This window comes from Advenella mimigardefordensis DPN7, from assembly GCF_000521505.1.
Taxonomy (GTDB): domain Bacteria; phylum Pseudomonadota; class Gammaproteobacteria; order Burkholderiales; family Burkholderiaceae_B; genus Advenella; species Advenella mimigardefordensis.
In genome coordinates this window covers 67245-94163 of record NZ_CP003915.1, presented here as the reverse complement: position 1 = coordinate 94163, position 26919 = coordinate 67245, and the positions used below count along the sequence as shown (strand labels likewise).

The 26919-nt window shown below is 54.6% G+C and carries 30 protein-coding genes; 3 read left to right on the top strand and 27 right to left on the bottom strand.

Annotated elements, in window-relative coordinates; genetic code table 11:
• Position 1 precedes the first annotated feature (1 nt).
• The 21 genes from MIM_RS00445 to MIM_RS00350 all read right to left on the bottom strand — a co-directional run bounded on the left by MIM_RS00445 (position 2) and on the right by MIM_RS00350 (position 17556).
• Complete coding sequence (locus MIM_RS00445; protein WP_222836907.1) at positions 2-1351, bottom strand: type II and III secretion system protein family protein; 1350 nt, start codon at positions 1349-1351, stop codon at positions 2-4.
• A 60-nt stretch (positions 1352-1411) separates the two neighbouring features.
• Positions 1412-3562 carry a type III secretion system export apparatus subunit SctV gene (gene sctV, locus MIM_RS00440; protein ID WP_025370782.1) on the bottom strand — a complete coding sequence of 717 codons (2151 nt, stop codon included), beginning with the start codon at positions 3560-3562 and terminating at the stop codon, positions 1412-1414.
• Complete coding sequence (locus MIM_RS00435; RefSeq protein ID WP_025370781.1) at positions 3559-3903, bottom strand: hypothetical protein; 345 nt, start codon at positions 3901-3903, stop codon at positions 3559-3561. The genes sctV and MIM_RS00435 overlap by 4 nt, the downstream gene beginning before the upstream one ends.
• Complete coding sequence (locus tag MIM_RS00430; protein ID WP_025370780.1) at positions 3884-4273, bottom strand: hypothetical protein; 390 nt, start codon at positions 4271-4273, stop codon at positions 3884-3886. Before MIM_RS00430 ends, MIM_RS00435 begins: the two co-directional genes overlap by 20 nt.
• 15 nt (positions 4274-4288) lie before the next feature.
• Positions 4289-5173, bottom strand: a complete 885-nt coding sequence (locus tag MIM_RS00425; protein WP_025370779.1) for a SctD/MshK family protein — start codon at positions 5171-5173, stop codon at positions 4289-4291.
• 87 nt (positions 5174-5260) lie between these two features.
• Positions 5261-5425, bottom strand: coding sequence for a hypothetical protein (locus MIM_RS23295; RefSeq protein WP_169733354.1), 165 nt, complete (start codon positions 5423-5425; stop codon positions 5261-5263).
• A 163-nt stretch (positions 5426-5588) separates the two neighbouring features.
• Positions 5589-6647 (bottom strand): EscU/YscU/HrcU family type III secretion system export apparatus switch protein, encoded by a 1059-nt coding sequence (locus MIM_RS00420; protein WP_025370778.1) that lies wholly within the window; start codon positions 6645-6647, stop codon positions 5589-5591.
• A gap of 27 nt (positions 6648-6674) precedes the next feature.
• A complete protein-coding gene (gene sctT / locus MIM_RS00415; RefSeq protein ID WP_025370777.1) occupies positions 6675-7502 on the bottom strand; it encodes a type III secretion system export apparatus subunit SctT in 828 nt (275 codons plus the stop codon).
• The gene (locus tag MIM_RS00410) at positions 7490-7759 is read right to left on the bottom strand and encodes an EscS/YscS/HrcS family type III secretion system export apparatus protein (RefSeq protein WP_025370776.1); all 270 of its coding nucleotides are present in this window, start codon (positions 7757-7759) and stop codon (positions 7490-7492) included. Before MIM_RS00410 ends, sctT begins: the two co-directional genes overlap by 13 nt.
• Positions 7760-7762: 3 nt before the next feature.
• Entirely contained in the window at positions 7763-8422 is a 660-nt protein-coding gene (sctR, locus tag MIM_RS00405) for a type III secretion system export apparatus subunit SctR (RefSeq protein ID WP_025370775.1), read from the bottom strand.
• Positions 8415-9416 carry a type III secretion system cytoplasmic ring protein SctQ gene (gene sctQ / locus MIM_RS21910; protein ID WP_025370774.1) on the bottom strand — a complete coding sequence of 334 codons (1002 nt, stop codon included), beginning with the start codon at positions 9414-9416 and terminating at the stop codon, positions 8415-8417. Before sctQ ends, sctR begins: the two co-directional genes overlap by 8 nt.
• Before the next feature lie 37 nt (positions 9417-9453).
• Positions 9454-9936, bottom strand: a complete 483-nt coding sequence (locus MIM_RS00395) for a hypothetical protein (protein WP_025370773.1) — start codon at positions 9934-9936, stop codon at positions 9454-9456.
• On the bottom strand, positions 9933-11276 hold the full coding sequence (locus tag MIM_RS00390) for a FliI/YscN family ATPase (RefSeq protein WP_025370772.1): 1344 nt from the start codon (positions 11274-11276) through the stop codon (positions 9933-9935). The genes MIM_RS00395 and MIM_RS00390 overlap by 4 nt, the downstream gene beginning before the upstream one ends.
• Positions 11266-11856: an HrpE/YscL family type III secretion apparatus protein gene (locus tag MIM_RS00385; RefSeq protein WP_158318679.1), complete on the bottom strand. Its 591-nt coding sequence runs from the start codon at positions 11854-11856 to the stop codon at positions 11266-11268. Before MIM_RS00385 ends, MIM_RS00390 begins: the two co-directional genes overlap by 11 nt.
• A gap of 11 nt (positions 11857-11867) precedes the next feature.
• On the bottom strand, positions 11868-12542 hold the full coding sequence (locus tag MIM_RS00380) for a hypothetical protein (RefSeq protein WP_025370770.1): 675 nt from the start codon (positions 12540-12542) through the stop codon (positions 11868-11870).
• Complete coding sequence (sctJ, locus tag MIM_RS00375; protein WP_025370769.1) at positions 12542-13318, bottom strand: type III secretion system inner membrane ring lipoprotein SctJ; 777 nt, start codon at positions 13316-13318, stop codon at positions 12542-12544. The genes MIM_RS00380 and sctJ overlap by 1 nt, the downstream gene beginning before the upstream one ends.
• A complete protein-coding gene (locus MIM_RS00370; protein WP_052342254.1) occupies positions 13319-13723 on the bottom strand; it encodes a hypothetical protein in 405 nt (134 codons plus the stop codon).
• Positions 13724-13750: 27 nt separating this feature from the next.
• Positions 13751-13957, bottom strand: a complete 207-nt coding sequence (locus tag MIM_RS00365) for a hypothetical protein (RefSeq protein WP_025370767.1) — start codon at positions 13955-13957, stop codon at positions 13751-13753.
• Between the two features lie 50 nt (positions 13958-14007).
• Positions 14008-14619, bottom strand: a complete 612-nt coding sequence (locus MIM_RS00360; RefSeq protein WP_042069778.1) for a hypothetical protein — start codon at positions 14617-14619, stop codon at positions 14008-14010.
• A 320-nt stretch (positions 14620-14939) separates the two neighbouring features.
• Positions 14940-16850, bottom strand: a complete 1911-nt coding sequence (locus tag MIM_RS00355) for a sensor histidine kinase (RefSeq protein WP_025370765.1) — start codon at positions 16848-16850, stop codon at positions 14940-14942.
• A gap of 25 nt (positions 16851-16875) precedes the next feature.
• Positions 16876-17556, bottom strand: a complete 681-nt coding sequence (locus tag MIM_RS00350) for a LuxR C-terminal-related transcriptional regulator (protein ID WP_245592797.1) — start codon at positions 17554-17556, stop codon at positions 16876-16878.
• A gap of 443 nt (positions 17557-17999) precedes the next feature.
• On the opposite strand from MIM_RS00350, the gene MIM_RS00345 reads away from it, so the two are divergent.
• Together MIM_RS00345 and MIM_RS00340 are read left to right on the top strand one after the other, a co-directional pair.
• Positions 18000-18914 (top strand): LytTR family transcriptional regulator DNA-binding domain-containing protein, encoded by a 915-nt coding sequence (locus MIM_RS00345; protein WP_025370763.1) that lies wholly within the window; start codon positions 18000-18002, stop codon positions 18912-18914.
• 240 nt (positions 18915-19154) lie between these two features.
• Positions 19155-20783: a Hint domain-containing protein gene (locus MIM_RS00340; protein ID WP_025370762.1), complete on the top strand. Its 1629-nt coding sequence runs from the start codon at positions 19155-19157 to the stop codon at positions 20781-20783.
• Between the two features lie 82 nt (positions 20784-20865).
• Here the strand turns inward: MIM_RS00340 and MIM_RS00335 are convergent, their stop codons facing one another.
• The gene (locus MIM_RS00335) at positions 20866-21315 is read right to left on the bottom strand and encodes a hypothetical protein (RefSeq protein WP_245592796.1); all 450 of its coding nucleotides are present in this window, start codon (positions 21313-21315) and stop codon (positions 20866-20868) included.
• Between the two features lie 110 nt (positions 21316-21425).
• Between MIM_RS00335 and MIM_RS00330 the strand changes: the two genes are divergently transcribed.
• The gene (locus MIM_RS00330) at positions 21426-22076 is read left to right on the top strand and encodes a TetR/AcrR family transcriptional regulator (protein WP_025370760.1); all 651 of its coding nucleotides are present in this window, start codon (positions 21426-21428) and stop codon (positions 22074-22076) included.
• A gap of 157 nt (positions 22077-22233) precedes the next feature.
• On the opposite strand, the gene MIM_RS00325 is transcribed toward MIM_RS00330, so the two are convergent.
• The 5 genes from MIM_RS00325 to MIM_RS00305 form a co-directional block, all read right to left on the bottom strand.
• Positions 22234-22638, bottom strand: a complete 405-nt coding sequence (locus tag MIM_RS00325; RefSeq protein WP_025370759.1) for a GlcG/HbpS family heme-binding protein — start codon at positions 22636-22638, stop codon at positions 22234-22236.
• Between the two features lie 122 nt (positions 22639-22760).
• Positions 22761-23876, bottom strand: a complete 1116-nt coding sequence (locus tag MIM_RS00320; RefSeq protein WP_025370758.1) for an ABC transporter ATP-binding protein — start codon at positions 23874-23876, stop codon at positions 22761-22763.
• Positions 23877-23881: 5 nt separating this feature from the next.
• Positions 23882-24703: a carbohydrate ABC transporter permease gene (locus tag MIM_RS00315; protein WP_025370757.1), complete on the bottom strand. Its 822-nt coding sequence runs from the start codon at positions 24701-24703 to the stop codon at positions 23882-23884.
• Positions 24700-25617, bottom strand: coding sequence for a carbohydrate ABC transporter permease (locus MIM_RS00310; RefSeq protein WP_025370756.1), 918 nt, complete (start codon positions 25615-25617; stop codon positions 24700-24702). Before MIM_RS00310 ends, MIM_RS00315 begins: the two co-directional genes overlap by 4 nt.
• Positions 25618-25623: 6 nt before the next feature.
• Entirely contained in the window at positions 25624-26919 is a 1296-nt protein-coding gene (locus tag MIM_RS00305) for an ABC transporter substrate-binding protein (RefSeq protein ID WP_025370755.1), read from the bottom strand.

The window sequence follows — 26919 nt, the reverse complement described above, 5'->3', positions numbered from 1 at the left end:
CCTAGTAAACATAGAAACCAAAATTCGACGAATTCTTCAAACCAGCCGGCCCACCCATCAGCAATCTGGCCGGATTTTCACGGGCCGAATCCAGCGGCGTCGCGCTGGCCTTGCCCGAGACAGGCTTGACCAGATACGGCGTAATCAGGATAACCAGTTCGGTCTCATTGCGCTGAAAGCGTCTGGACTGGAACAACTGCCCCAGAATGGGGATATCGCCCAATATGGGCAGCTTATCGATATCGGTTGCATTGCCGCGCTGAAACAAACCGGCAATCGCAAAGGTCTGTCCGCTGCCGACCTCCACTTGCGTGTCGGCCCTGCGCACACTGAACGAGGGCACGGTCGTACCCGCGATTTCGACCAGCCCCGAACTGGCCAGTGTGCTCACTTCGGGACGGACCTGCAGCGAGATCCGGTCATTGGGCAAGAGCGTGGGGGTAAAGACCAGAGACACGCCATAGGATTTGTATTCAATGCCAACCATATCGCGATTCACCGGAACCGGCACAGGAATTTCTCCGCCTGCCAGAAAGCTGGCGGAGCGGCCGGTTACAGTCGTAATATTAGGTTCGGCCAGGATTTCAAGCACGCCGTTACTTTGCAAGGCATCAAGCAGCATATCAATACTGGCACCCCCCGACCTGAACCCGCCCGAGATCACATTGGTGGCCCCTGCTGCCGGTGTCAGCGAACCACCCGTGACCAGACCGAAGGCAAAGTTGCCGGAGTTGAACAGCGCACTCCAGTTTACGCCGTAGCTCAGCAACTCCTGCCTGGAAACTTCGGCAAAGCGCACGCGCAAATTGATCTGCGGCAAATTCGCCTGGGTCATCATATTCACCGATTGCACGCCGTTACCGTCATGCCCCGAAAGTTGCGTCCCCTGCTGCACTGCCTGCTCAAGATTTCTCACCTGACCGCGCGCCACAACACGCTTGCCCGTAGCCTGTTCCTGCACATTACCACCACGTACCCCCGTTCCCACGATCACCTGCGCGTCCATGAAGGCAGTATCATTGGCATCCAGTGCGGTAATGCGTGTACCGCCAATTGCCTTGCCAAACAAATAGGCGGTGCGACTGTTGATCATTTGTACATCGGCAATTTTTTCATCGGCAACCACCAGCGACTTAACTTCACGTTTGAAATGGATGACCTGACCATCGCCCTTGCCAACCGACATCGTCAGCTGTTCTTCCAGCGCCCAGGTGACAGGACTGACCAGCATCAGGCACATGGCACCCATGACAAGCCCCAACCGCAGCAAGCCCGCCCGTACTGAGCGACTCACGCTGCACGCCATCTGATGGCTGACAGACGCACAGTTGGTATTTTTTTTACTTTGCATAGTGACACTCTCGTTGCATATTGCATGCGTAATTTTTTGCTTCTTCATTGTTCGTACAGATCAGGCCGCCACTTTTTGTTCCTGTCCGGCTTCTGACGACTCGGTTGCAGGTATTTCAGGTGTGCCATCCCCCCGCAGTATCGCGACCGGGTGAGAGACATAGCCAGGCGCCAGTTCGGTATAAGCCATGACCGGTATCGTCGTGCCATGCCGAACCAGATACTGTCGTATATAACGGCGCATATCCGCAGCAACCATCAATACCGGCTGAGCCACTGTGCTTGCGTCGCGCATGGCCAATTGCAATCCGCTGATCAGTTTGCGGCTCAAATCAGAAGACAGCGCCAGGGTCCGCGCATCGGATGAGCTCAGTTCCCTGCGGATCTCCTGCTCCAGTTCAACCGAAAACACATAAGCGCCGATCGTTCGGTGTTCATTCGCATATTGATGGCAAATATGTCTGGCAAGGGCAACCCGCACATTCTCGACCAGTACCGGCACCGACGTTCCGTCACCGATTTGCACCAGTGTCTCCAGCACTGACCGCAGATTACTGATGCAAACCCTTTCCTCCAGCAGGCGCCTCAGGATTTCCACCAGACGCTGCAAGGGCACGGCCTGCAAGGCCTGACGGACCAGCTCAGGATGGCTCTGTTCCATCTCACTTAACAACTGACGGGTTTCCTGTACGCCAAAAAATTCGGGGGCGTGTTTTATCTGGACCACGCGCATATATTCGCCAAGAACCTGTTCGCGAGACAGACCGCGGGCGCCCAGTCGCTCCAGATCCGCTGCGTGGCGCTCGCTTACCCAGACGGCTTTTCTGCCATCAAACGTCAGGGTATCCGGCGTTTCAATATTCAGCATGCTGACCACGGCAAGATCGCCCGTCAGAAACACGCATTGCGGATGCAATGTACCGCCCGACACCGGAACGCCATCAATGCAGATGCTGAACAATTGCTCGGCCAGTTGTGAATCCTGTTTAAAGCCGAGAGAGGGGAAAGGCACGCCCAGTGCCTGCTCCGCCCAGGCACTGGCCTGCGCAAGGGACATCTGCAGCGCAGTCAATTGCAGGGTTGCGGCCGTTGCCGGACTCACCCACAGCTGCAATCGCGCAGTAGACGGCTCGGTCCAGTCCGCTGCGCTCTGTGAGGCGGCAACCGGCTCCTGCCCAACCGCAGCAGCGTCACCGCTGTGCTCCTGCTGTTCGCGCTCGGCCTCGATTTTCCGGGCACGTTGTCTGGCGTTGGCGAAATAAGCTGAGGTCCCCGTCAGAAGCGACAAACCGACGAATACATAGGCGGGAAAGCCCGGTACCAGTGCCATCAGAAACAGAATCGCGGAGCATAGCACCAGTACTTTGGTGTTTGCCCCCAACTGCTCGATGATTTCAGCACCCAGATCAATATCACGATCAGAATTGACGCGTGTTACCACAATCCCCGCTGCAACCGCTGTCATCAGCGCCGGCAGCTGTGCAATCAACCCATCACCGACAGTCAGCAGGGAATAGGTATTCATGGCGTCAGAAAATGACATCCCGTGCCGCAAGGTACCGATCACCAGACCACCGAATAAATTGACGCAAAGAATCACGAGCGATGCGATGGCATCACCCTTGACAAACTTCATGGCCCCGTCCATGGCACCGAAAAGCTGGCTTTCACGTTCCAGATTTTTTCTGCGTTCTTTGGCCAGGGCCTGATCAATATCGCCGTTGCGCAAATCCGTATCGATACTCATTTGTTTACCCGGCATGGCATCCAGCGTAAAGCGTGCACCTACTTCGGCCACGCGTTCCGCGCCTTTGGTAATTACAATAAATTGCGCGATGGTAATAATCAGAAAGATGACGATACCCACCACCACATCGCCGGCGATCACATAATCACCAAAGGCAGCAATAATCGCGCCCGCATCCGCATCACGCAAAATGAGACGTGTGGTGGTAATGGAGAGCGACAGGCGAAACAGCGTACTCAGCAGAATAACCGGCGGCAGAACCGAAAAATCCACTGCTCGTGCACTATAGAATGCCACGATCAGGATCAGGACCGCGAAGGAAATATTGAATCCCACCATCATGTCTACCAGATAGGTCGGGAACGGAATCACCATCATCACGACTGCAATCAAAATGAACGAAGCGACAATCATGTCGCTGCGCCGGGCAGCGGCGCTCGCAAAGCGATTCAGTTGCGCCTTCATCCGGCATCTCCTGTTGCATCAAGATGCTGTGCCAGTATCCTGGCAGTCTGTTCGGTCTGGCCCAACAGCAGGTGGGCGCTGGCACGCAGCAGCGAAAGGGAAAGTTCCTCAGCCTCCTGCTCGTCCTGCTCCAGCTTTTTTATCATTTCAAGTGCGCGCGCGCCATCGCCGGCAAGCACAAACATTTTTGCCAGTCCGCGTTGAACACGCTTATCCAGCGGTTCCATGTGATAAGCCACCAGCTGATAAACCAGGCCACGATGAACATAGCCATTATCGGATAGCAGAGCGGCTCGCCGGCAAAGCCACTCTACACTCAAACTATTCCAGTTTTCCGTCAAGTTCCATTTCCTTATCTTCCCCCGAGTGTGCCTCCAGGACCCGGCGGTGATGCTCCATGTCCTCGATAAATAGTGCACTTGCGCATTGCCGGACATCGTCGGACATGGGGAGCGTGGGCAGCACCTGTTCGATCAGATGGCGCAAAATAGCGACATTACCGGAGGTTTCCTCCAGCAATGAATTTAATGGCGGCGTTGCATCCAGCGCATCCACATTGCCCACGCGACGCCGTCGGTCGGTCATTGGTTTGCCGCTACGCACATCAAAGCGACGCTCCGGAACCGATGAAGGTTGCGCCTCGTTTACGCGATGTGTGCCCTGCAGCTCACGTGCACGCCACAGATCAATATCAGCCCGGTTGATTCGCACGGTTACGACCGCTCCTCAATAGCGAAGTACATGCTGCCGGCCGTTCCTGGCCAGGACAAGTTCATGCAGCCCGATTTTTTCAAGCACCCAGCCATTTGCCACAACGGCCCCCTGATAACGACGTTCGCCGCTATCGGCGACAATGTAAGGTGCCTCGCCCAGCCAGATCGCCTTGATAAACAGTTCAGGCGCCTGCGCCAGCGTCAGATTCGATCTGAGTTGATAGCTGGCGCCATACGTGCGATCAAACCATACCTGGATATCATGCCATTGCTTGCGTGCCTGCTCAGATACCTCGCCGACCACATTGAACTGCCCGGCAACGGCATCAACCTCAAGATTGCCCAGCCCGGCTTCGATCAGTTTTGTTTTCAGTTGCTCGCGTACGACGTCTATCGCAACCCTGGGCGTCGCGCGTCGATCTATACCGACATCCGGCCGATACGTGGTTTCGCTCGCCATTCCCGGAATATACAAAAGCGCGAACAGCAGGGAGCCAAGCAACACGGCCAGGACCGGAAGCATCGCCCTGGAGCCCACGGCGGCCAGACCGGCAGCTGGTTTTTCCTGGTGCGTTGCACCCGCCACGCGCATGCGCACCGAGCCCACCGAGAACGTGAATGGCAGGCGATGTTCGTATGTTTCACCCGGCGCAAGCAGCGGTCGGCGCTCAATGTTGACCTGATCGGCGTGTGAGGTCAGTCGGACCTTGTCTGCATCCAGTTCCAGCGTGACATGATGCGCAGCAATATCCTGATCACGCAGGACAATGTCGCCATCTGTGCTGGCGCCGATCAGATAGCGGGCATGTGAGCCAAGCGGAGCAACTCCGCCCTGATGAACGCCGCTCAGAATATACAGCCTGGGCGTCTCGCGCTCCTGTTCAATGACGACTGACATAAAGTTAATATTTTTTCAATACCGGCTGCGATAGAAACAGCCAGCCAAAAAAGGTCAGGGCGCAAACCCTGACCCGGAAGGCATCTATTAGTTTTGTGGACGCTGTTTGGAAGCGTCAAGTTCTGCCTTTTTCTCTGTCGTGATTTCTGTCACTTTGGCAGACAGTTCAATGGCGCGATCAAAAGCCGCTTCCATTTTTGCGATTGAATCTTCGGCGCCACCGCCGCCACTCACTTGGCTAACATCACTCATAATCAACTCCTGAAAAATTAAATTGATACTTGCGGGCCCGACCCGGAAAAGGAAAGGCCCAACTCATAAAAGAGCAGTTTATTTTCCGATGCCGAGGTGACAGACTTATTAAACTTTCAACTCGTTACAAAATCACGTGGCTTTTTATCACGACTGTCATTAATCAGATCAGTCCTTCCTTAACCAGGATCCGTGCGACACGCTCGAAGAATGCATCAGGCAACGCGTCACCAACGCGGGCACGACGTGCGATGTCTGCGGCCAGTCCGGGGTCATGAATGAGCGGAGTGGTCTCTCGCTGTTGCGCAAACCAAGCCTCTTCCGACGAACCCGGTTGCACCACATGAACAATTACCGGCACCTTGGTTTCTCCGCGTCGATAGCGCAGCCCCACAATCCAGTTCCCCGGCCCGCCCACAATCACACTCGCCATATGCGCCCCCCTTGCCGAACTGGCCACCTGTGATGCCCTTCTCTGGCGGTTGCGCTCCTTGCGGATCTCGGGAGACCCATCAATATCTTTACGTTCGCGCTTCAACTCACTATGTGACATGCGCATCTCCCGAGCAAACAGCCAACGCTGCAGCAGCAGATCAACCAATCCGGAAATGAAGAAGGCCAGCACAGCGGTTAATGTAATCGGCACGAACAGCACTTTGAATGATTCAAAAATACAATCCACACCACAGGCCGGTGCACCAAATAGTAGCGGCAGGCTCGCCCGATAGACGAACACAAATGCAGCGGCAAGGGCTGCCACTTTAAAAACCGCTTTCAAAAACTCAACGAGATTGCGCGCACTGAATAAGCGCTTGAACCCTTCTGCCGGATTCAGGCGATTGAAGTCGGGCTTGACCGGGTCCACCGAAAACAAAAAGCCCTTCTGAATAATCATATTACCCAGGATTACCACCAGTACGATCACCAGCAATAGCGGGAATGTTGTGCGCATCAGCAGATCCAGCGCCGCGCCCAGCAGGGTCGGCCAGGTCTCGGTGAATACCATATTCCTTGAGGCCAGCGCATCGGCGACCTGCTGAAACAGCGCCAGCACGCGCGCCGAGACATCGCCCGCAAAATAGCTCAGATAGGCGACACAGGCCAGCACCACCAGCGCCGTAATCATGTCCTGGCTTTTGGCTACCTGCCCTTTCTTGCGTGAGTCCCGCAGCTTCTTTTCCGACGCCGGTTGTGACTTCTCCTCGCTGCTTTTGTCACTCATCAGACACTCCTCACTGCCACGCTAGTCCTACTCTGCGGTGGCATCGACCCAATCGCTCAGATCAAAGGGATTAAGCAATGCACCCTGCATGTCAGACAGCAGAAACGACACATACAGCACGATCAGAATTGCAAAGAGCATATTTTTGACCGGCATGGACAGATCGAATACATGAAGACTGGGCGCCATGCGTGATAAATAGGCCAGAAGCAGGTCAACCACCAGAATCGCAACCATGAGGGGCGCAACCATGCGCACGGCCAGCTCCATGGTACGGTCAAGCAGGCTGAGCAAGACCGTACCCATGCCATCCTGGAACATCGGATACAGTTTCCCTACCGGCCAGACCGCATAGCTTTCATACACGCCCTTTAACAGCACTGATAATCCGCCGGAAAGAAAAAACAGCGCCAGAATCACAATACTGAATAGCGTCGCCGTGACACTGGATTCGGTGGCCGACAGCGGGTCCAGCAATTGCGACATGGTGGAGCCGCGCTGCAGATCAATCATCTCACCCGCTGCCTCAGCCGCCCATACAGGAATGCCGTAGATGGCGCCAATCACCATCCCAATCAACAGCTCAACAATCAGCATACCCACGAACTGGACCGAGAACTGCGGGGCATCGGTCATGATCATGGGCAGCAGCATGGGCACGGCGGGCAATGCAAAGACCAGCGCCATTGCCGAGCGCAGCAACCCGGTCATCCCCAGGCGATTGAAGACCGGAGAAATAAGCACCATCCCCAGGCAGCGCGACATGGCCAGAGACACTGCCGTAATAACCGGATAGGCAATTTCAAACCAGTTGGTCAGCCACGCAGAAACAGGAACATTGCCTAGCGTGTCCATATGGGAAAGCCTGCAAGCACCTGGTCGGCCAGGCTTGAAACCTGCCCGGCAAGCATAGGCAGAACAAAAATCAGCAAACACAGAACGGCGACCAGTTTGACTGCCTGCGGCAGCGTCTGATCCTGTATCTGCGTTAACGCCTGCAACAGGCCAACCCCCAGGCCGATGACAATCGCGATAATCAGCGCTGGAGCCGACAACATCAGTACAACCATCAGTGCTTTTTGCACCAGGGAAACAATCAGCGCCTTATCCAATCGTTATCCTCCTCCATAGCTTGAGATCAGTCCATGCATCAATCTCGACCAACCGTCGACCACAACAAACAGGAAAATCTTCAGCGGCACGGATATCAGCGTGGGTGATACCATCATCATGCCCATTGCCATCAGCAGATTGGACACAATCAGGTCGATGATCAGAAACGGAATGTAAAGCAGAAAGCCGATTTCGAATGCACGCGCCAGTTCCGAGCCGACAAAGGCAGGCACCAGCACCACCAGATCGTCATTGCGCAGATTCTGCCGCGCCTGCTCGGACCACAGACCTTCTGTGGCACTCAAAAAGAACTCGCGCTCCTCCATGGTGGCGTACTTGGCCAGATGAGCCTGCAAAGGAACACGCACCCGTTCCGAAATATCTTTCAAATCCTCGACTGAATTCAACTGGACGGGGGTATTCTGAAACTGATAGCCAATTTCACCGATCAGCGGCGCAGTCACATAGGTCGCCAGAATCAGCGCAATACCGTAAAGCACCAGATTCGGCGGGGTCTGCTGCACACCCAGCGCATTGCGAATCAAAAATAGCACAACCGCAATTTTCAGAAAACCAGTCATGGTAACGATGGCCAGAGGAATCAGGCCGACCGTTGCCACCAGCAGAATGATCAGGGCCAGGTTGGACTGATGCTCACCCATGCGATTTAGCCAGGCGAATAATTCGGACGCCCAGGGCGTCGTCCAGCCGGACCAGTTCGCCCTGCCCGACCCTGGCACCATTTATGAGCAAATCCACAGCCTGCTGAGCGCCGCGCTCCATCGACAGGACCGAACCAGGCTGCAGCGTTTTGAGTTCTGCCAGCGTCATGGACTGGCGGCCCACTTCGCATACGAGCTGCACCGTCAAATTGTCGAGCACATCGACTTCGTCGACGTCTTCCTGAGTATGAATGGATTCCACAGATCTCTCTCTTCTTTCGTCTAAGTACCAGGCGCTAACCAGGACATCGCCCTTTGCATCGGTGCGCACGTCCGCCAGCAGGCATGACGACACCACCAATTGCAGATCCTGCAGGGGCCGGTTTAACAGCACAATGTCGCCAGGCGCCAGCGACGCCAGTTGCTTCAGCCGCAATGTCTGATGGCCGGCCTGCAAACTGGCTGTAAACGGCACCTGCAGCCAGAACGCATCGGCCTTGTGCAGCAATGCACGCTCCAGGCGAGCCGCCACGATTTGCGGCAGATCCAGCCACATAACCGGCGGCGCTGCAGCCGTACTGGCCATACGTCCCAATTCAAAACGGCGCCAGTCACCAGAGGAACTGAGACCACCGCTTTCGGACGGAGCCAGTTCACGATCCAGCAACGTCTCCAGCCTGCTGAACAGATCATCCAGCAACCACCCCACAACAAACTGCCGCTGCGCTGGCGAGACCTGCGACCAGTCGGCGTTGGCCGGACCGGCCAGTCCGGCAAGCCCGCACAACTCGTTTAACCAATGGCCTTGGACATACAATTGCTCACCATGATCGCTCAACGCCAGGCTAACACTGCCCGACGGCAATGGTTCATCGGCGGCGACAGGTGCCACACTGAGCGCCGCATCCTGGTTCAATACCCGGAATGCCAGTGGCGCCAGCAGCCGCTGCCCGCTGGCGGGCCAGGCATGTGCTGAACGGCTATATTCGGGCAACAGCGGCCATAGCGCTGTTATTTGCTGTGGAGTGGGTTCAGGCAGAATGGTGCGCTCCCCAGATGTCTTCCTGCTCCGCTTCGCTGCGTCGTTCCTCGCAGGCAGCGTGGACGCGATATCGCGTTGTCAGCAAATGACTGGCCGCTTCCAGCTTGCGCGTGGCGGCAGCATGCGCAGCAGTGGCCTGCTGCAATTGCCCGGCGGCCTGATTCACTCTGTCCTGCAATTGCGCCACCTGTTGGTCGGCCCGCACGATGGCGGCCGCATCCGCAATATCCTGCTGGCAGGCCTGCAGAACAGCGACATCGTTGAAAGCGGCGCTGAACAAGGTCTGCCAGCGGCCTATTTGCTGCTGACCCACGTCCTGCCTGAAACGCTCCGATGCACGCCGGGCCTCGTCGTGCTGCTGACGGATCTGCTCACATTCACGTGCATAACGCGCACGCAACCCGGCAGTACGCTCTTCACGACGGGCGCGCACCGCTCTGAGCGCACGCAGATTCTTCAGATCCGTATTCAATCGAGCAGCCTCCACAGTAGATGTTCTGTCTCGGCATACCGGGAAACATCGTTGATATCCTGGCACAGAAAGCGCTCAATCGCTTCGTGCTGTTCAATCGCACGATCCGTTTTCGGTTCGGCTCCAACCTTATATTCGCCCAGGCGCATCAGCAGTTCCACCTCGCGATAGCGGGCCATGGATTCGCGCACCGCCACCGCAGCCTGCAGGTGTCGCACCGATACAATTTTGTCCATCAGCCGGCTGCGACTCCGAAGAATATCAATCGCAGGAAAGCGGTTGCGGCGAGCCAGTTGCGCATCCAGCACAATATGCCCGTCTACAATCGACGTCACCTCTTCGGTAACCGGATCGGCCTCGCCGTCGCCTTCCGTCAGCAGGGTATAGATGCCGGTAATACTTCCCCTGACACCCGGTCCGGCCCGTTCCAGTAATCCGGGCAGCGCAGCAAACATCGACGGAGGAAAACCCCGGCGCGTAGGCGGCTCGCCCGCGGCCAGGCCAATCTCACGCCAGGCCCGCGCATATCGCGTCACGCTATCGACCAGCAATAGGACATGCTGCCCGGCATCACGAAAATATTCGGCCACACAGGTGGCCGTCGCCGCCGCTTTCACGCGTTCCATGGCCGGCCGATCAGACGTTGAAACAACCATCACGGTGCGCGAGCGGATCTCCGGTGTCATGGCCTCTTCGGCCCATTCCCGAACTTCGCGGCCACGTTCGCCAATCAGCGCAAGCACAATCACATCGGCCTGCGTGCCGGCCAGGATTGAAGCCAGCAGGGACGATTTGCCCGCACCCGCTTCACCCTGAATGCTGATGCGCTGGCCCTGACCAACCGTCAGCAAGCCGTCGATCGCGCGCACACCCAGCGCAAGCGGCTTGCGGATACGCTGTCGATGAATGGCCGACGGCGCAGCCACATTGACCGGTCGCAACACAAAGTCGGCGGTGTTCTGTGGCTTACGAGCATCCAGATGTCGCCCGAAGGCATCAATAATGCTGCCCAGCAAGCCCTTACCCACGCCAATCGAAAAGGCACTGCCGGTCCGGTAAACCGGACTGCCGGCACTCACCCCGCTGATGGCCGCCATCGGCGAGAGCCACGCATGGTCATCTTCAAAGCCGACTACTTCTACCGGCACCGGCTGCTGCTGACCCAGCAACGGTTCGATAAAGCCATATTCGCCCAGGCGTGCGCCGGGCAGCCATGCGCGCACAGACAGTCCGCGCACTTCCAGGACCTTGCCCTGATAGGGACGGCTGTCTGCCTGCGCGATCGCAGCCAGTATGGGCGCGATGGGATCCCTCTGCACGGCAACGGATTCAGTCTGCATCCGTCACCTCCTGCGCCGGACTCAGCGTGCTGAAGATGCGCGCCCATTGCGTCTGCGCCGTCAGTTGCACCGTGCCCAGCGGCGTATCCATATAACACATGTCATTAAGAAGCGAATCATCGGCACGGACAGGCAATGGCTTTCCTTTGAAGCACAGCTGTTTAGCCTGCAGCGCATTGACCATGGCCGGCGGAACGCGCAACACAATCGTATTGAGCGCCTGCATGTCCTCAATCGCCTTGCGGGCAAGCGCTGCAATCAGTTCGGCATCATCCAGTCCCGCCAGGATTTTTTTGACAGAAGCATCAATGGCCGATGCGAGCTGCGATGTCAGCCCATCCAGATAGGCATCATGCTCAGCCGTCAACTGCCGGGCCAATCGCGCTGCCTCCTCCAGACCAGCCTGACGCCCCTCATCAAAGCCAGCCTGCCAGCCACGTTCACGCTCACGGACCGCGTCCTCCTGTGCCAGTTTTTTCAGCGCGGCGACATCCTGCGTCGCCTGTTCAAGGTGGCGCTCGCCCTCGCGCCACGCCGCCACACTGTCGGCACGCAAAATAGTCGCGTCTTTATGAGACATTTCAGTATTGCTCATGATGTTAGCGCAGCCTGTTGCATCAATATGCCGGATACGCGCCTGACGATGTCGGGCCCGCCTGCATTCAAGCCTGGTGGCTCTATCCATTCCTGCTGATCAGTATTGGTGCTCTCTTTTAATCTCACCCAGGCTGCCAGTTCCGAATCCAGCGTATCCTGCCATGCGCGCAACAGCGCCGATCCGGAATGCCCAATACGCATCGCCCATTGTTCAGGCGGATTTGCGCCGGCAGACACCTCCTGCAATGGAACATGATCACTCGCTTCGCTCAGGCCCGCCTGAACCCACTGCCACCAGTTGTCTCCCAACTGCGCATCCAGCACCCGCAGGGCCGGCGTCTGCACCACGCGAGCAAGCGCTCCGGACCAATACACAATGCCGCAGACCCTGGCCAGCCATCGCCATTGCTGAACACTCAGGGCAGCGAGATACGCATCTTCGTCATTCACCGGCTGCAAGCCAGACAACGCAGTCAACGAATAGTGTTGTTGCAGCAGCGCGATGAACCGCGCGCGTTCACGCGTTTCATCGACCGCCTTTCTGAATACATCCTCTTGCACGATGGTCAGGGGACTCAGACTACCGGCCAGATAATCCATATGCACACCCGGTAGCGGGTTGTCCTGGAATTGCACCCAGGACCTGCCGGTGAAATCTGCCTGCATCATCAGGATGATCCACCCAAAACACCTGTCGTGCGCGCCTGCCAGCGCAGACACCACCAGGTGAGGAGCGCAGCCAGTACGGCCACCAGCACCAAAACCAGCAAGACCAGCTGACTGAGTTTGCCGGCACTTTGCTGCGGCACCGGTACCCCCAGCCATGTTGTCATGCGCGGCGTATAGGTGCCGTTTTCCTCGGCAGCAGCAACCGGAATCACTGAGACACGTTCATAGTCCAATCCGGAGATACTGCCCGACACCAGCGATTTTATTTTCGGAATCAGGGATTCGATATCCGTGTCCGGACTGTAGCGAACGAAAACCGCCGCAGAGGCCTGTTTGCCTGTTTTGCGCTTTGCGTCATCGTCCTGTAGGTCAACATGCACACGCGCTGTGCGAATGCCATCGACTCTGGAAACCGTATTGGATAGCTCCTGACTCATCGCATACACCAGTTGAGCCTTTTCCTGAGTGGGCGAAGAAACCAGCCCATTGCCCTTGAAGACATCACCCAGCGAAGCAAAGTGTGTCTCTGGCAGGTCGGAGGCTTCCAGTACCTGTACGGCCGCGGCAAATTGATTCTCGTCCACGGTCACCGTCAGGCTGCCATCCTTGACCGCATACCTGTCCGCCTGAATGCCCTGCTTCATCAATTCGGAAATCATCCGGTTAGCCTGGCGCTCGTCCAGTCCGGAATACAAATCCTCCTTGCAGGCCTGCAGCAACAATACGCTCAGCAGCGCGCACACACGTAATACATACCACCAGAACCGACGCTGCACTTACTGCCCTCTCAACAAGGTATTGACGGCGCCGGAAATCTGGGTAGCGCTGCGGACCACAACCTGGGTCTCAATCGAATAATCAAACATGGTCGTCAGCGACTGAAGCACAGTCATCACCCGCTGATCGCCTGCGCCAGGACCTGCCTGTGCTGACGCAGCCTTGTCCTGATAAACCGGTTCACCGTTGGATATCTGTTTGACCCTTTCGGAAAAGGTATTGGTTCGTTCCAGATACGTGTCCAGGTGCCCGGCCAGGGCTTGTCCGACCGGCCCCATATTCATGAACTGCTGGTCGCGCGCCTGCATGGCCATGGCCTCGAACAGGTTCTGCGAAACAGGACTGACGCTTTCGACCGGAATCGGGTTGGCCGAAAGGCCTGCTTGAATAGGAATTTCCATCATGTATTCACTTCGCGATGCCTGTGAACCTTATTCGTCCGACATCGCCTCGCTGAGAATTTCATTCATGCGTGGAGACAGCACGGTTTGCATCATCATGCCAATGCCTTTCTCGAAGACCTGATCAGCCTCCGCAGAGGAGTCCGGGGTATCCTTAGCCACTTGCACGGCATCTTCGAATGATTTGCCTTCCGGAATGGTGTCAGTTACTGCTGCATTTACTGGATCGATCGACATTTTCTGTTCTCCTATACTGCAAAATCAGGCGGTTCGCCCGGGCTTCAAATTCAACGAGGGACCATCACTTCCTGCGGGCTGGAGCTGCCACGGAAAACCGTCACGCCCATACCACTGCGCGGTGTCGGTGCCTTTTGCACAACGGCAAGCGCAGATGCAATACGCTCCTGAAAGCTGGCCGGTCCGGTCACAAGCAGCCTGCCCGAACGCTCATCCAGCGTCACATGCACGCCCGCCCCTTTGCCGGACCATTCCTGTGCGATCTGGCGCCGCCGTTCTGTGTCCAGATGCGTCACCGAAACACTTTCGGTTTTATTCTCCTGCTGCGTGGACACGACCAGAGTATCGTGATCCAGAAACCAGACCAGATCATGCGCTGCCCCCAGGCGGCGCAGAAACCCGTCTGCCGTCTCATTCGGTTGCGTTCCGCCGCGCACCACACCGCGCACCGGTTTGGTAATCTGTGTTGCAATGCCCAGATTGCGGCCAAGCTCAAGCAGGACATCCTTCAGGTCCTGTTCGACCACCACATAGGGATACGGTTGTTCAAGGACCGAGGCCTTGCCAACCGCCCATACAGCAGGCAACAATGTACACAGGCCTGTCAACATGACGGCCGTGATAAGACAACGGCGCAGTCCTCTTTGCTTGTGTGACAGCACTGGCTTCTCTCCAACATAGTTGGCGTATTATTGATCATCGCAATGACAGGTTTATTACATTTGTCATTGCTGTTGGGGTTGCCCTTTGTCCGAACGCATCATGCAGGGGATATCAAATGAGTGGTGGATGCTGACAACAGGCCTGTTGTGGGAGCTCGCCGTTGCCGCGCCTGTAATGCCTTCAAAGGCAATCTGTAGCCTCCGTCAACGCCTTGCCGTTCACCCGTTGCCCGAGCCGCCTCTGATATTCGAAACAATATGTGTCATTATGAAACGCAATGCATGACTGCCGGTTGTCTCTACTTTGCCGGCATCCTCAGCTATGGCTCGACTTTTTTCAGCTCATAAGGCGCACGAACGATAATAGACGTTTCACCCGGCTTGGATTGAATCTCCAGTATGCCGGCAAGTCGTTCGATTCTCGTTCGCATGCTATGCATGCCCACGCTGATGCCCGAGAGGCCAATATCAACTGTATTAAAACCAATACCGTTATCAATGATCTGCAATTCAACGTCGCTGACCTTGACCAGACACCGGAAATGGACTTCGCTTGCCTGGCTGTGCTTCATAATATTAGTCAAGGACTCTTCGGCCACACGGTACAATGTCAGGCATTGCATGGCACTGGGCAATGTCGTCCATTCAGAATCCACTTCCCATCGTAGATCAATACCCATATCATCAAAAATCTGCACAAAGCGATTGCGCAAAGGAGCCAGCCAATATACCGGGCTGGCAGGCAGCTTGACGTGGCTTTCCGAGAAGCTGTCGATGATTTGTCTTAAATCATTTCGTAGCAGACTTAAGACGGACAAGGTGTGTTTATTACCTAATGTTTGTTTGGCATAACTAATCTGTGTCATGGCACGCACTAACGAACTCCCCAATCCATCATGCAGTTCGTGCGCCAGGTTAAGGCGCTCCTTTAATTGATGGTTTTTGATGGTTAATGCATGGCGGTTATTTAACGTGAGTTCCAGCTTCCTCTCCGCCTCCTGAATATTTTGATTCAACTCCTCATTGAAGCGCTCAATTCGCCGTAAACTTTTGCTTAAACGCAACGCAAGAATAATGCTCAGAAAAATAGCAAACAACAGGGAGGTGAAAGGAAGCACGTTTGAGAATTTCTCAAGTACGCGAAACAATGAGAGCGCAGAGACGATACCAATGGCCAGACACCCGATAAGTGTGACGCCCAATAGCCATGATTCAAATTGCCGGGTACGGAAGCAAAAATAGGAAACAAATAAACTATTCAGGCTGAAGAGCAGGATGGAAGCCATAAACACACCCAGCAGCGTACCGGGTAAATAATCACCAGGCACCAGCCAGATGCTTGCCACAAGGATCAGCATAAAGGCAAAAAAGTATTTCTCTGCCCGGGGAAATATCTTATACAAAAATCGCCAGGAAAAAATGCAGAAACAGAAGATATAAGCAGCAAAAAAGGCGATATTAAACTGCGTGAAAGTAGCGGTATTACTAAAGGGTGCTGTCTCGGTAACCAACAGCTGGGAAGCAAAGCAGACCCAGAAAACGGTTGCCAGGGCGTACCAGCCATAAGCAATCTCTTGCCGGCGAAATAACCAGAAACACCCGCAAACCATGCCTAAGGTCAGCGATAAAATTAGGCTCAGGTAAAAAATCGTGCGCTGATTCCAGGTGGCTTCTTCAAACTGCGCAATAACCTGCTGTGTATTGCCCACGCTGATCGTTCCCAAACCAGGGGAACTAAGCGTGTCTCCCGTAATACGAAAATACAACTGATTAACCGCAGAATAATAAACAGATTGGCGGGGCAGACTCAGGAAACGCGGAGAATTCCAGCTGCGTGAAAGCGGCTCGCTCAGGTTGGCGTCAGTCCATAATAATTGGTCATTGAGCCACACCTGACCGGCCATATTCATTGAACTGACCAGTAGCGCCAACGGCGGTCGGCCATTTTCGTCAGCGCACTGTGTGTGCCAGTCTACTCGATACCAGACGACGCCGTTATAGGAGGGCCAACGCTCAGTCCAATAGTCGGGGAGGGAAACGCGTTGCCAGTCAGCCTGTGTGATCGCTTCGGGCGCGGTTGCGTCGGACTGCACAGCATAGGCTGCGTCAAGACTGGGTGTACATACGCTCTTGCCAGATTGTGCCCAGGTATTTTGGGGGAAAACGCAAAACAAAAAGACCAGTACGATACCGGCTAAGAGCAATAGTAATTCGTTAACTATCGCGCGCATGTCGGAGGCCTTTGCCGCTGAACGTTCACAGTAAACCAATGGTACGCGCCCGGCTCACGGCCTTGGTACGATTGGTAACGGCGAGTTTACGATAGACGCGCCGGATATGGGTTTCAACGGTATGGCGCGACAGGAACAACTGGTTTGCAATTTCCTGATTGCTTAAGCCCAGTGCAACCAGATTCAGTATTTGATGCTCACGCGCGGTTAAATTGACGCTGTCAGCCTCATCTTTAGATGCTTCCGGGATGGCTTCTATGGGCGCTGCCTTTTGCATGGGAAGCCTGCTCAGAATGTGACGCGCGACAAATGGGTCAATAGGAGCACCGCCTTTAAGAATACTGCGAATAGACACCTTGAGCTCAATGTCGTCACGTTCTTTGAGAATATACCCGGTTGCGCCTGCCTGCAGCGCATTAATGATCATCGCTTCGGAACTCCAGGCGGATATCACCAGAATGGGAATCTCAGCCCGAATAGCACTGAGCGATTCAATAATATCAATGCCATTCCCATCTGGCAGGCCCAGGTCGATCAAAGCCAGCGCGATCTGAGAAAAATCAGTATGACATTTGACATCAGCGATCGAACACATAAACTGCAAGGCTTCGTCTGCATAGCCGATTTCTAAAAGAATCGAGCGCAGGCGTTGTTGCATCACGCTGTCGTCCTCAACAATCAGTACCGGAGCCATTAGGTTCACCATGCATAGCCTCATTGGGAAAGGTTTAATTCTCTAGATGGCTTCAGTGCTGAACTGCATTGCGCCTGAACTCATTGTACGAAATGTAACAGATTTGCAAAATCACTACTTCTAGTGATTTTCTAAAAAATGCAAAAATGCTTTAATTCCTGTTGTTTTTATTAAAGTTTTGTTGCATTTTTTTGCGAATCGGTCCGAAATATTGAAACATTGACTGTGGATTTAACGCGATTTTCCGGGAACACTGGCCCCCAAATCCCTGATTGTTAATGTCTGCCCCCGCATATGACACGCTTTGCAAATATTGCGTTTGCGATACGCACACCGCAGCAAACGCACGAGTCCGAAGTGGGCCTTAAAACCAAAGCCCCAGCGACATTGCTTGACCTTTCAACATTCACCTGACAGGTCTATGCAACAAATATCCGCGAACAAGGGAGTTGTATGTGAAGACTGCAGGCAATTACGAGATCCACACCCCCACCGACAAGACCAACTCTCTTGCTGAATGGCCTTATCAGTGCGCAAGGCATTTGCTCACCTATCCTATAGATACCGCCATCTCCAAACAATTGGCATTCATGGGCGAAGCTATCGGTGCAGATCGGGCCTGGATGCTCGAATATCGCCCGGACATGCTTCGTTTTCGCAATACGCACGAATGGTGCCGGGGACAAACAGAACCCTTTGTAGCGCAACTTCAGGAAGCGCCAACCACGCTCATTGCCTGGCTGCACCAATACATGAAGAAAGGACAGGCGGTCATGCTGCATGATGTAGAGCACCTTCCCGGAACAGCAAAGACGCTTCAGATCGAATTTCGTCGTCAAGGCAACAAGAGCGTACTGAATGTGCCGGTATGTCATAACAACAACCTGTTTGGCATCATCGGCTTCGACACCACGGTCAGTCACAAGGTCTGGTCAACAGCCGAAGTCCAGGCCTTATATCAGTGCGCGAATCTCATTGGACAGGCCAGATTTTCACAAAGACAGCATCAGCGGGAAAGCGCCGAATTGCCAGGCGCCACTCAGGTCATTTACCTGAGTACACGAGGCATCGTGCGTGGCGTCTCGCCGGACAATATCGTTGGCGTGCGCTCTGCCGGCAACTACAGTGAAGTCTGGCTCGAGGACGGGGCGATGGTGCTAGACTCGCGCGCGCTGGGTGTATGGGAGACGCTGTTGCCACCCAGGACATTCTTCCGGATACACCGGACGGCCATCATAAATGCGCTGCAAGTGATGGAAGTTGATCGACGACAGCTCGACAAATGGCAGATCCAGTTGCGGTCCGTGGCCAGCGCCTGGCCGGTTTCACGCTCGTACCGCAAGCCCTTACGCGAACGCATGGGAATCTGAATACCCAGCCCTCCTGATGCACCGACTGCACGCATTATGCAATTGGTCACGCCGGCATGTTAACTCGTCATTGAGTTTATTTACACTGCGGGATTCTGCAATATCATCCCACCTGCATGTTACTTAATGCGTCATATTGTAAACAATAAATATTGCCTGTATTAGCACAAGACTGACACTCAAAAAAAACAGTCAGCGCTATTTCCTGCGGTATTAATCAACTTTATATGGATAGGTGAAATGGCTACAGTAAATTTAAATATTGGCGGACTTTTTCAGCCAACAACAGAGACAGTCGATCAAAGTCAATATGACGGCAATACACTGTTGAATGTCAATGCATTAAGCCCTAATACCACGTTAAATATCAATAATGCGACGGGTAGTGACAACGTTCTCGAGTTAAAGCAAACAGTGTCAGTCGGTTTGCTGTCAACCAGTACCATCAATCTGGGTGAAGATGCCCACGTAAAACTGACCGGCCTCGCAGGAATTAATGTTGGTTCTACCTTTAACTACAATCTTTCAGAGGGTTCTACGCTCGAAATGACCTCCAGCTTTCTCTCGCTGGGCGTTGGTAACAAATTCAATATCGACCTCGGAGAAGATGCAACATCGACACTGATCTACGATCCTACCGGAATCAATCTTCAGTTGTCCGATTATCCAACGATCACAGGCGTCACAGCCGGCGACCAGATTCAGGTAGTGGGTGCCACCAGCGGCGAATATGTTAACGGCGATTTGGTCTTCAAGAATAATCTTGGCTTTACTGTCGGCCGTTTTAACGCCGAGGGCCTGGATCCAACAAAACTGATTTTCGAAGGCGGCACCATGACCTATGCGTGCTACCTTAAAGGCACGCACATTGCCACCCCAGAAGGTGAAGTGAAGGTTGAAACACTGAAAGCCGGCGACAAAGTGCTGACCGCTTCCGGTGGCGTTGCCACAGTCAAATGGCTGGGTCATCGCACCTTGCACAAAAGCCGCATTCCTGCCAAGGATGCAGTACGTGCCTTCCCTATTCTGTTCAAGAAAGATGCCATCGCCAGCAACGTACCACACCGCGACCTGACATTGTCTCCAGGCCACCATGTGTCGTTCAACGGCACTTTGGTCCCTGCCATGATGCTGGTCAACGGCCAGACCATTGTGCAGCAATTCGACACCCAGAAATTCGAATACTTCCACGTTGAGCTTGAACAGTTTGACATCATGCTTGCCGAAGGTGTTCCTGCCGAGTCTTATGTCGATACCGGTAACCGCAATATGTTCCAGAACGCCGCTGAAGTGGCCATGAACCCGGATTTCGGCCCTGCAGAGGGTCGCCCCGTTGTTGAAGGTATTACGGTTGCGCAGCAAGGGCCTGTTGTCGAAGCCATTCGCAAACAATTGCTGGTGCGTGCGGAAGCGATGACCGGTGCGGTGCGTACGACAGACGCCGCGCTGTGCATTGAAGTGAATGGTCAGATTGTTCACGCCACACCCGCATTCAGCAAAGAAGGCGTGTATCGCTTTGCGCTGCCTGCGAATGCCGGCGATGTCCGCGTTCTGTCACGCGCTGCCGTGGTTCGTGACGTCACACCGCTGGCTCGTCGTGACCTGCGTAAGATCGGTGTTGGCCTGTCAATGATTGCGATCACCACTGCAACAGATCGTCATGAAATCAGCCTGACAGATGATGCATTGACCGGCCTGAACGCCGTGCAGGACGTCAAAGGTACCGCAATGCGCTGGACCAATGGCGCAGCAGTGATTCCTGCTGCCCTGATCAACAGCACTGATGAAGCAACGCTGGAACTGACCGTTCTGCGTACCTACACATACTGGGTTGATGCAGACGTTCAAAAAGCCGTACGCGCTGCCTGATATCAGCATCGCTAAAAAGTAGGAGCAATCTCCCATTGGCCGATCACGCCTTTGGGAGATTTTCTATTTGTCCGGCGACACGCTATTTCACGTCTACCGCCACCAGTGCGGTCACGGGCTTGCCTTCCCATAAAACGGGGCGATGATGATCATCCGCCAGCAGCACGCCGATCACATGCCTGCCCGTTACCCTCTTGCAATAACCAAACCGCGCTTTAATCAACTCGCCGCCCGTATCACTATTCATGCTGTTATAGGGTTTGCCAGGAATATTGCAGCTGTCATCCTGGGGGTCGATTTTCATGTGGATATGACCACAGTTAGCCTGACCGCCACATTGGCCAGCCGGCTTGAGCTGAAAGTTACTTTTAACAACCACACCTACCGCTTTTTCCTTGTCTGCACCAGGAGTGATCGCCGCATCGGGCGGCGGCCAGCTAATGCTGAGCGTCGGCTTTTCTGACGCATACACACTGCTCATCGCCATCACACCCGCTACCCAGAGTGCCCGTACTGCCATCGGTTTATTCATGAGATCGCTCCCTATGTAATCAATGAATACTTTATTCTAAGATCAGCAATATCCATTTATCAATTAAAATAATCATTGCTTACATATAACAGATTGATTACACTCGGCATATGAAAACCGCTACCCATACTCCTTCGGCAGCAGGCCGCAAACGACGCAGCTATCATCACGGTAATCTGGCGGAGGCATTGATAGAGGCAAGTATCACGCTGATTGAACAAGATGGCGTGGAAAACCTCTCCTTGCGACAGGCCGCAAAACTGGCGGGTGTCTCTCCCGGCGCACCGTTCAGGCATTTCAGCACCAAAACAGCCTTGCTCACCGGGGTGGCAGAACAGGCCATGCAAAGACTGAGTTCGGCTATTGCAACTGAATTGGCGAATACCGACACTGAATCGCCATTGAACCAGTTTCACGCCATCGGGCTGGGCTATCTGAACTGGGCGCTTGCGCACCCTACCCATTTTCAGATTGTTAGTTCACGCACCCTTATTGACTTTGAAGCGTCCGACTATCTCGTTAAGGAAAATAATGCGATTCGTGAACGTATGGTGGTGTTGCTTCGGCAGGCGCAGGAGCGCAAGGAAATATCAGCAGCCGTTCAACCGGACCATCTGATCCTGTCTGCCAGAGCTTTAGTGTATGGATTGGCGCGGATGGCTATCGATGGCCATATGCCCGAATGGCACCCGCAGGAACCCGCAGCCCTGGCAATCGAACGGGCACTGGATCAGTTTGTAGAATCGATCCGCCGGAAATGATGAGTTTATCTATTGCAGATGGGTGTGGCCATGTCGCAAAGACAGCGTACCCATTGCACGGCCCGATCATCATCGGCCAATATATCAATATTGTGTTAAAGAAAACACACTTGCGGCAACGAACCACCGCCTGCGTATCGAAGTGATAGCGGCGTTTTTATCGGATGATTTGTTCAAGCGCTGCCATAGCGCATGCATCATCCATCTCTTGCGTATCACCCGACACGCCAAGCGCCCCCAGCAGTTGCTCGCCCTCCTTGATCAACACCCCGCCGGCAGCAGGTAACAATCGACCGGATAACAGCGTTGCTGCAGCGGAAAAGAACGCCGGGTTCGCATCCGCTCGCTTAACCAGTTCACGGGTGTCAAGACCAAGGGCGATACTACCCCAGGCTTTGGCCATGGCGAATTCGTGGCGCGCGAGCGCGGCGCCGTCGTCTCGCGCCGACGCCACAATACTGCCTCCTGCGTCTACGACAACGGCCGCGAGCGGCTTAGACTGTCGTGTCCTGCCAGCGTCCAGAACCGCCGAGATCAGACGTTGTGCCAATTCCAGGCGCATAGTTAACTCCTCTTCAATAGGTACACTAGTCAGTCGACAGTGCCAGAGTGCGAGCCCTAAACACTGTCAGATACAGCCGTAACCCGACACATCAGCGACACATCAGCGACAAGCCATGCAAATCAATGCTTCGCCATATTCTGACGATAATGCAATGATTCGCCGCCATTGGTTTTGAAAAAACGGGCTTTTTCCGGATAAACGGGGGAAAGACCAATGGGCGCACCTGCCGGAAATTTCATCGATGCAGGAAGAAACGCCGAGATCATGGTTTCGCCCACCATCACCCGTACCAGGCTACGCGCCCCCAGATACTCAACCGTTCTGACAATGCCCTGTATTGGCGCCGTATCCGCCAGCTCACACACCAAATCTTCCGGCCGAATGCCGATTGAAATATGTTGCGCCGTATTTTGTGCCAGTGATGGCAGTGCGAAATCGAATCCCTGACCACGCAAGCGATCACCCTCTACCGCCCCATCCAGAATATTCATTCCCGGTTCACCCAGGAACCGCGCCACAAAGAGGTTGGCCGGATTGTTATACAGTTCCTCGGGGCTGCCTGCCTGCTCGATCCGCCCGTTAGACATAACAACCACCAAATCCGATAAGGTCATGGCCTCACTCTGGTCGTGCGTCACATACAGCATGGTCGCACCCAGCCGCTGGTGAATGTCTTTCAGTTCGGATCGCATTTGCACCCGCAGTTGCTGATCCAGATTGGATAACGGCTCATCCAGCAGATAAACGGTAGGCGTACGCACCATGGCGCGGCCCAGGGCAACACGCTGACGCTGACCTCCCGATATCTCTCGTGGATAGCGGCCCAGCATAGATTCCAGCCCGAGCATTTTTGCCGCTGTCCTTACCTTGCGCTCCACCTCCGATTCCTGCGTACGACGTCGCCGTGCACGCATCGGGAAAGCAATATTCTCAAATAAGGTCATATGTGGATAAAGTGCATACGACTGGAACACCATAGCAATATCTCTATCGGCTGGCTTGACGGTCGTAACGTCGCGATCGCCAATGATAATTCGGCCTTCGGTTGGCATTTCCAGGCCGGCAATCATATTGAGCGTCGTGCTCTTGCCACAACCTGAAGGCCCAAGTAAGGTAACGAACTGCCCTGGCTCGATAGAAATATTGATACCGCTCACCGCATTGACCGACCCGTAGCTTTTCCCCACATTCTGGAACTGAACAGATTGGGCCGTGTTTGATTTTGTTTGATTCATGATGCTTAGCCTTTGACTGACCCATCAGCAAAGCCGCCGATCAGGAATTTTCGAAAGAGAAGAAAGACAACCACTGGTGGGATGGTCGCAATAACGACGCCCGCCATCAGTGCACCCCAGTCGCGACCATGGAATCCCTGGAAGAAAATCAGCGCCACCTGAAGCGTACGCAGATCGGGCGAGTCCACCATGGTTGAACCGGTCACATAGTCGTTCCAGCAATGCAGAAAGCCGAAGGTCGCGGCAGCAAGCAAAGCAGGCTTGGCGCCGGGAAGCACAATTTTCCAGACCGCTTCTGCACGTGAATAACCATCCAGCTCCGCAGCCTGTTCCAGTTCACGCGGAATACTGGCGAAATGAGAGCGTGTGACCCAAACCGCAAATGGCAGGATATGACCCGCATAAAGAATAGGCAGAATAGACCAGGTATTTTGCAAACCCAGGGCCGTTGCCAGCATTTGGGTTGGCAGTAGAACGGCAAAAGCCGGCACCGCCATGGCCCCCACAAAGATCAGCAACACGGCAGGCTTACCAGCTACCGGAAAACGCGTGAGCGCATAACCGGCAATCGAGCCGAGTATCAGCGCAATCAACACGGCCACGATGGCATAACCGGCGCTATTTAGAAACGCCCATTGCACGCCCTCGGCGACCAGCTTGACGTAATGCTGGACGGTTGGACTAAGCGGGATGATTTCAGGTGGAACCGCAAAAATATGGCTGCTTGATTTGAACGATGTCACAACTGCCCAATAAATAGGCCCAAGCGCCACAAGACCAGCCAGCAGACAGCAGATGACGGTTGAAATACGGAGTGTAAACTTCATGCTGCAGCTCCCGGTTGCTTACCCAGAATACGGATGTAAATGGCAATCAGCCCCATATTGATCAGAAACATCAACACCGCAATGGCATTGCCTTTGCCCTGTTCCAACTCAACAAACCCCGTATGATAAAGAAGATAGGCCAGGGTACTGGTTTGCCGGATCGGACCACCGCCGGTCAGGCCGATGATCAGTTGCACCTCATTGAAGTAGCTGATGGTGAGCATGGAGATCACAATCAATAGCGATGGCGCAAGCAGCGGCAGGGTGATTTTGCAAAAACGCTCCCAGGCACCCAGCCCATCCACCGCAGCGGCCTTATATAAATCCTGGGGAATCTGCCCCAGGCCACCAATCAGGATGATGGCGGCAAAGGCAACCGTACGCCAGACTGCCACCACGATCAATGTGGGCATGGCCAGCACGGGGTTGGTGAGCAGGTCCTGTGGTGGATAACCAAACATCGTAAATAGCGCACCAACCAGCCCGCCCGAGGAAGGAACAAGAATCCATTTCCACAGCAAGGCAACCACAATCGGGCTCATGGCCCAGGGAACCAGCAGCACCGTTAACAGGATGCTGCCCCAGCGTCCCAGATAGCGGATGCCGATTGCCGCCAGCAAGGCCAATGGTATTGCAATGGCCAGTGACGCAAAAGTAAAGAACAGAGACAGGCCGATGGCTTTCCATGCAAACGGATCGCGCAATAAGTCGGCATAATTGCCCAGACCGGCGAAACCTTCGTTACCAAAGAAAAAAACCTTATGCAGGCTTAAATAAAATCCATAAGCGGCGGGCAGAATGTTGATGGCGATCACCAGCAACAGGGCAGGACCAACGAGTGATGAGCCAATCAGCCTTGCCCGTCGCGCGACCGCATCCAGGCTTGGTGTCGTGTTAAGAGAAGCGCTCTGCATCGTGTCCTACCAACCCAGCGTTGATTTTGCGCGAGCCAGAATAGCCTCGACACTTTCTTTGGTTCCGATCAACTCCTGCAATGCAGTGTTCATCACGGGGAATACTTTGGTAATGTCCGGCATGCGCTGGGGGAAGGTCATCACGCCGGGACTGGCAAGCAGCGCCATGAATGACTGAATATCAGCCGCCTCCGGGGTCGAAAAATAGGGTGCTTTCAGGACTGAACGCCGATCCGGAACCAGGCCTGCCGTTTTCGCCCACCCCATGGACGCTTCTTCACTGTACAGGCTTTCGACAAAGGCCGTTGCCGCCGCTGGGTTGGCTGATTTTGACGCGACCCCGACGGTCCAGTACGGACCAAGCAGCACAGCCGGAGGATTGGAGCCGAAAGCAGGCCAGGGCGCAACAGCGAGATCCTCGCTTTTATAGGCAGCGGCAATCTGCTTATATTGTTGAAAACGCGGAGCAAACGCCTGCACCATCGCGAATCGACCCGAAGCGAACTGATCCTGAATATCGTCTCCCATCGCGTTCAACAGGGTAGATGACAATGCGCCGTTATCGACAAGCTGTCTGACAACATTGCCCACTTCGATAGCGTGCGCACCGATCACGTCGAATTGGCCTGTTTTCGCATCAAAAATCGACGGTCCAAAGCCGGACAGCATATTAATAAATGCAGACACACTATTGTCATTGGTCGGAAGACCGAACCCAAGCCGCTCGCCTTTGGTCAATTTGCCGGCAACCGGAACGAAATCGCTCCAGGTTTTGGGTGGCTCCTTAAGACCCACTTCCGCCAGCGCATCCTTGCGATAGAAGATGGTTTGTGCGGGGCTGGGCCAGAGAGGCAGTGAAGTGCGCTTGCCATCGAAGACAGACTTTTCGACAAAAACCGGATAAAGATCCGGTAGTGCGCGAGTCTTGAAATCTTCCGACAGCAAACCGTTAAGGTCTGCCAATGCACCGCGTCGCTGAACCAGATCCAGAAACGTATCGCGCATCCAGATCACGTCGGGCGCACGGTTCTGTGCCGAGGCGGCCACAAACTTAACCTCGAGCTCCTGAAAAGGCTGAGCCTCCACAACCACCTTAACATTGGGATTGGCGGCCGAGAAACGTTTGATGATGTCACGCAGCACCACCTCGCGTGGCGACCTCCCATCGGCACTTAGAAATGACCAGACCCGGACGGTGCCCGACAGATTTGCCGCCCGCCCGATACTTGGAAATCCTGCCGTTACCAGGCTGGCTGCGCCCAGGCGCAAAAGTGTTCGTCTACTTATATTTGCTGTTTTCAT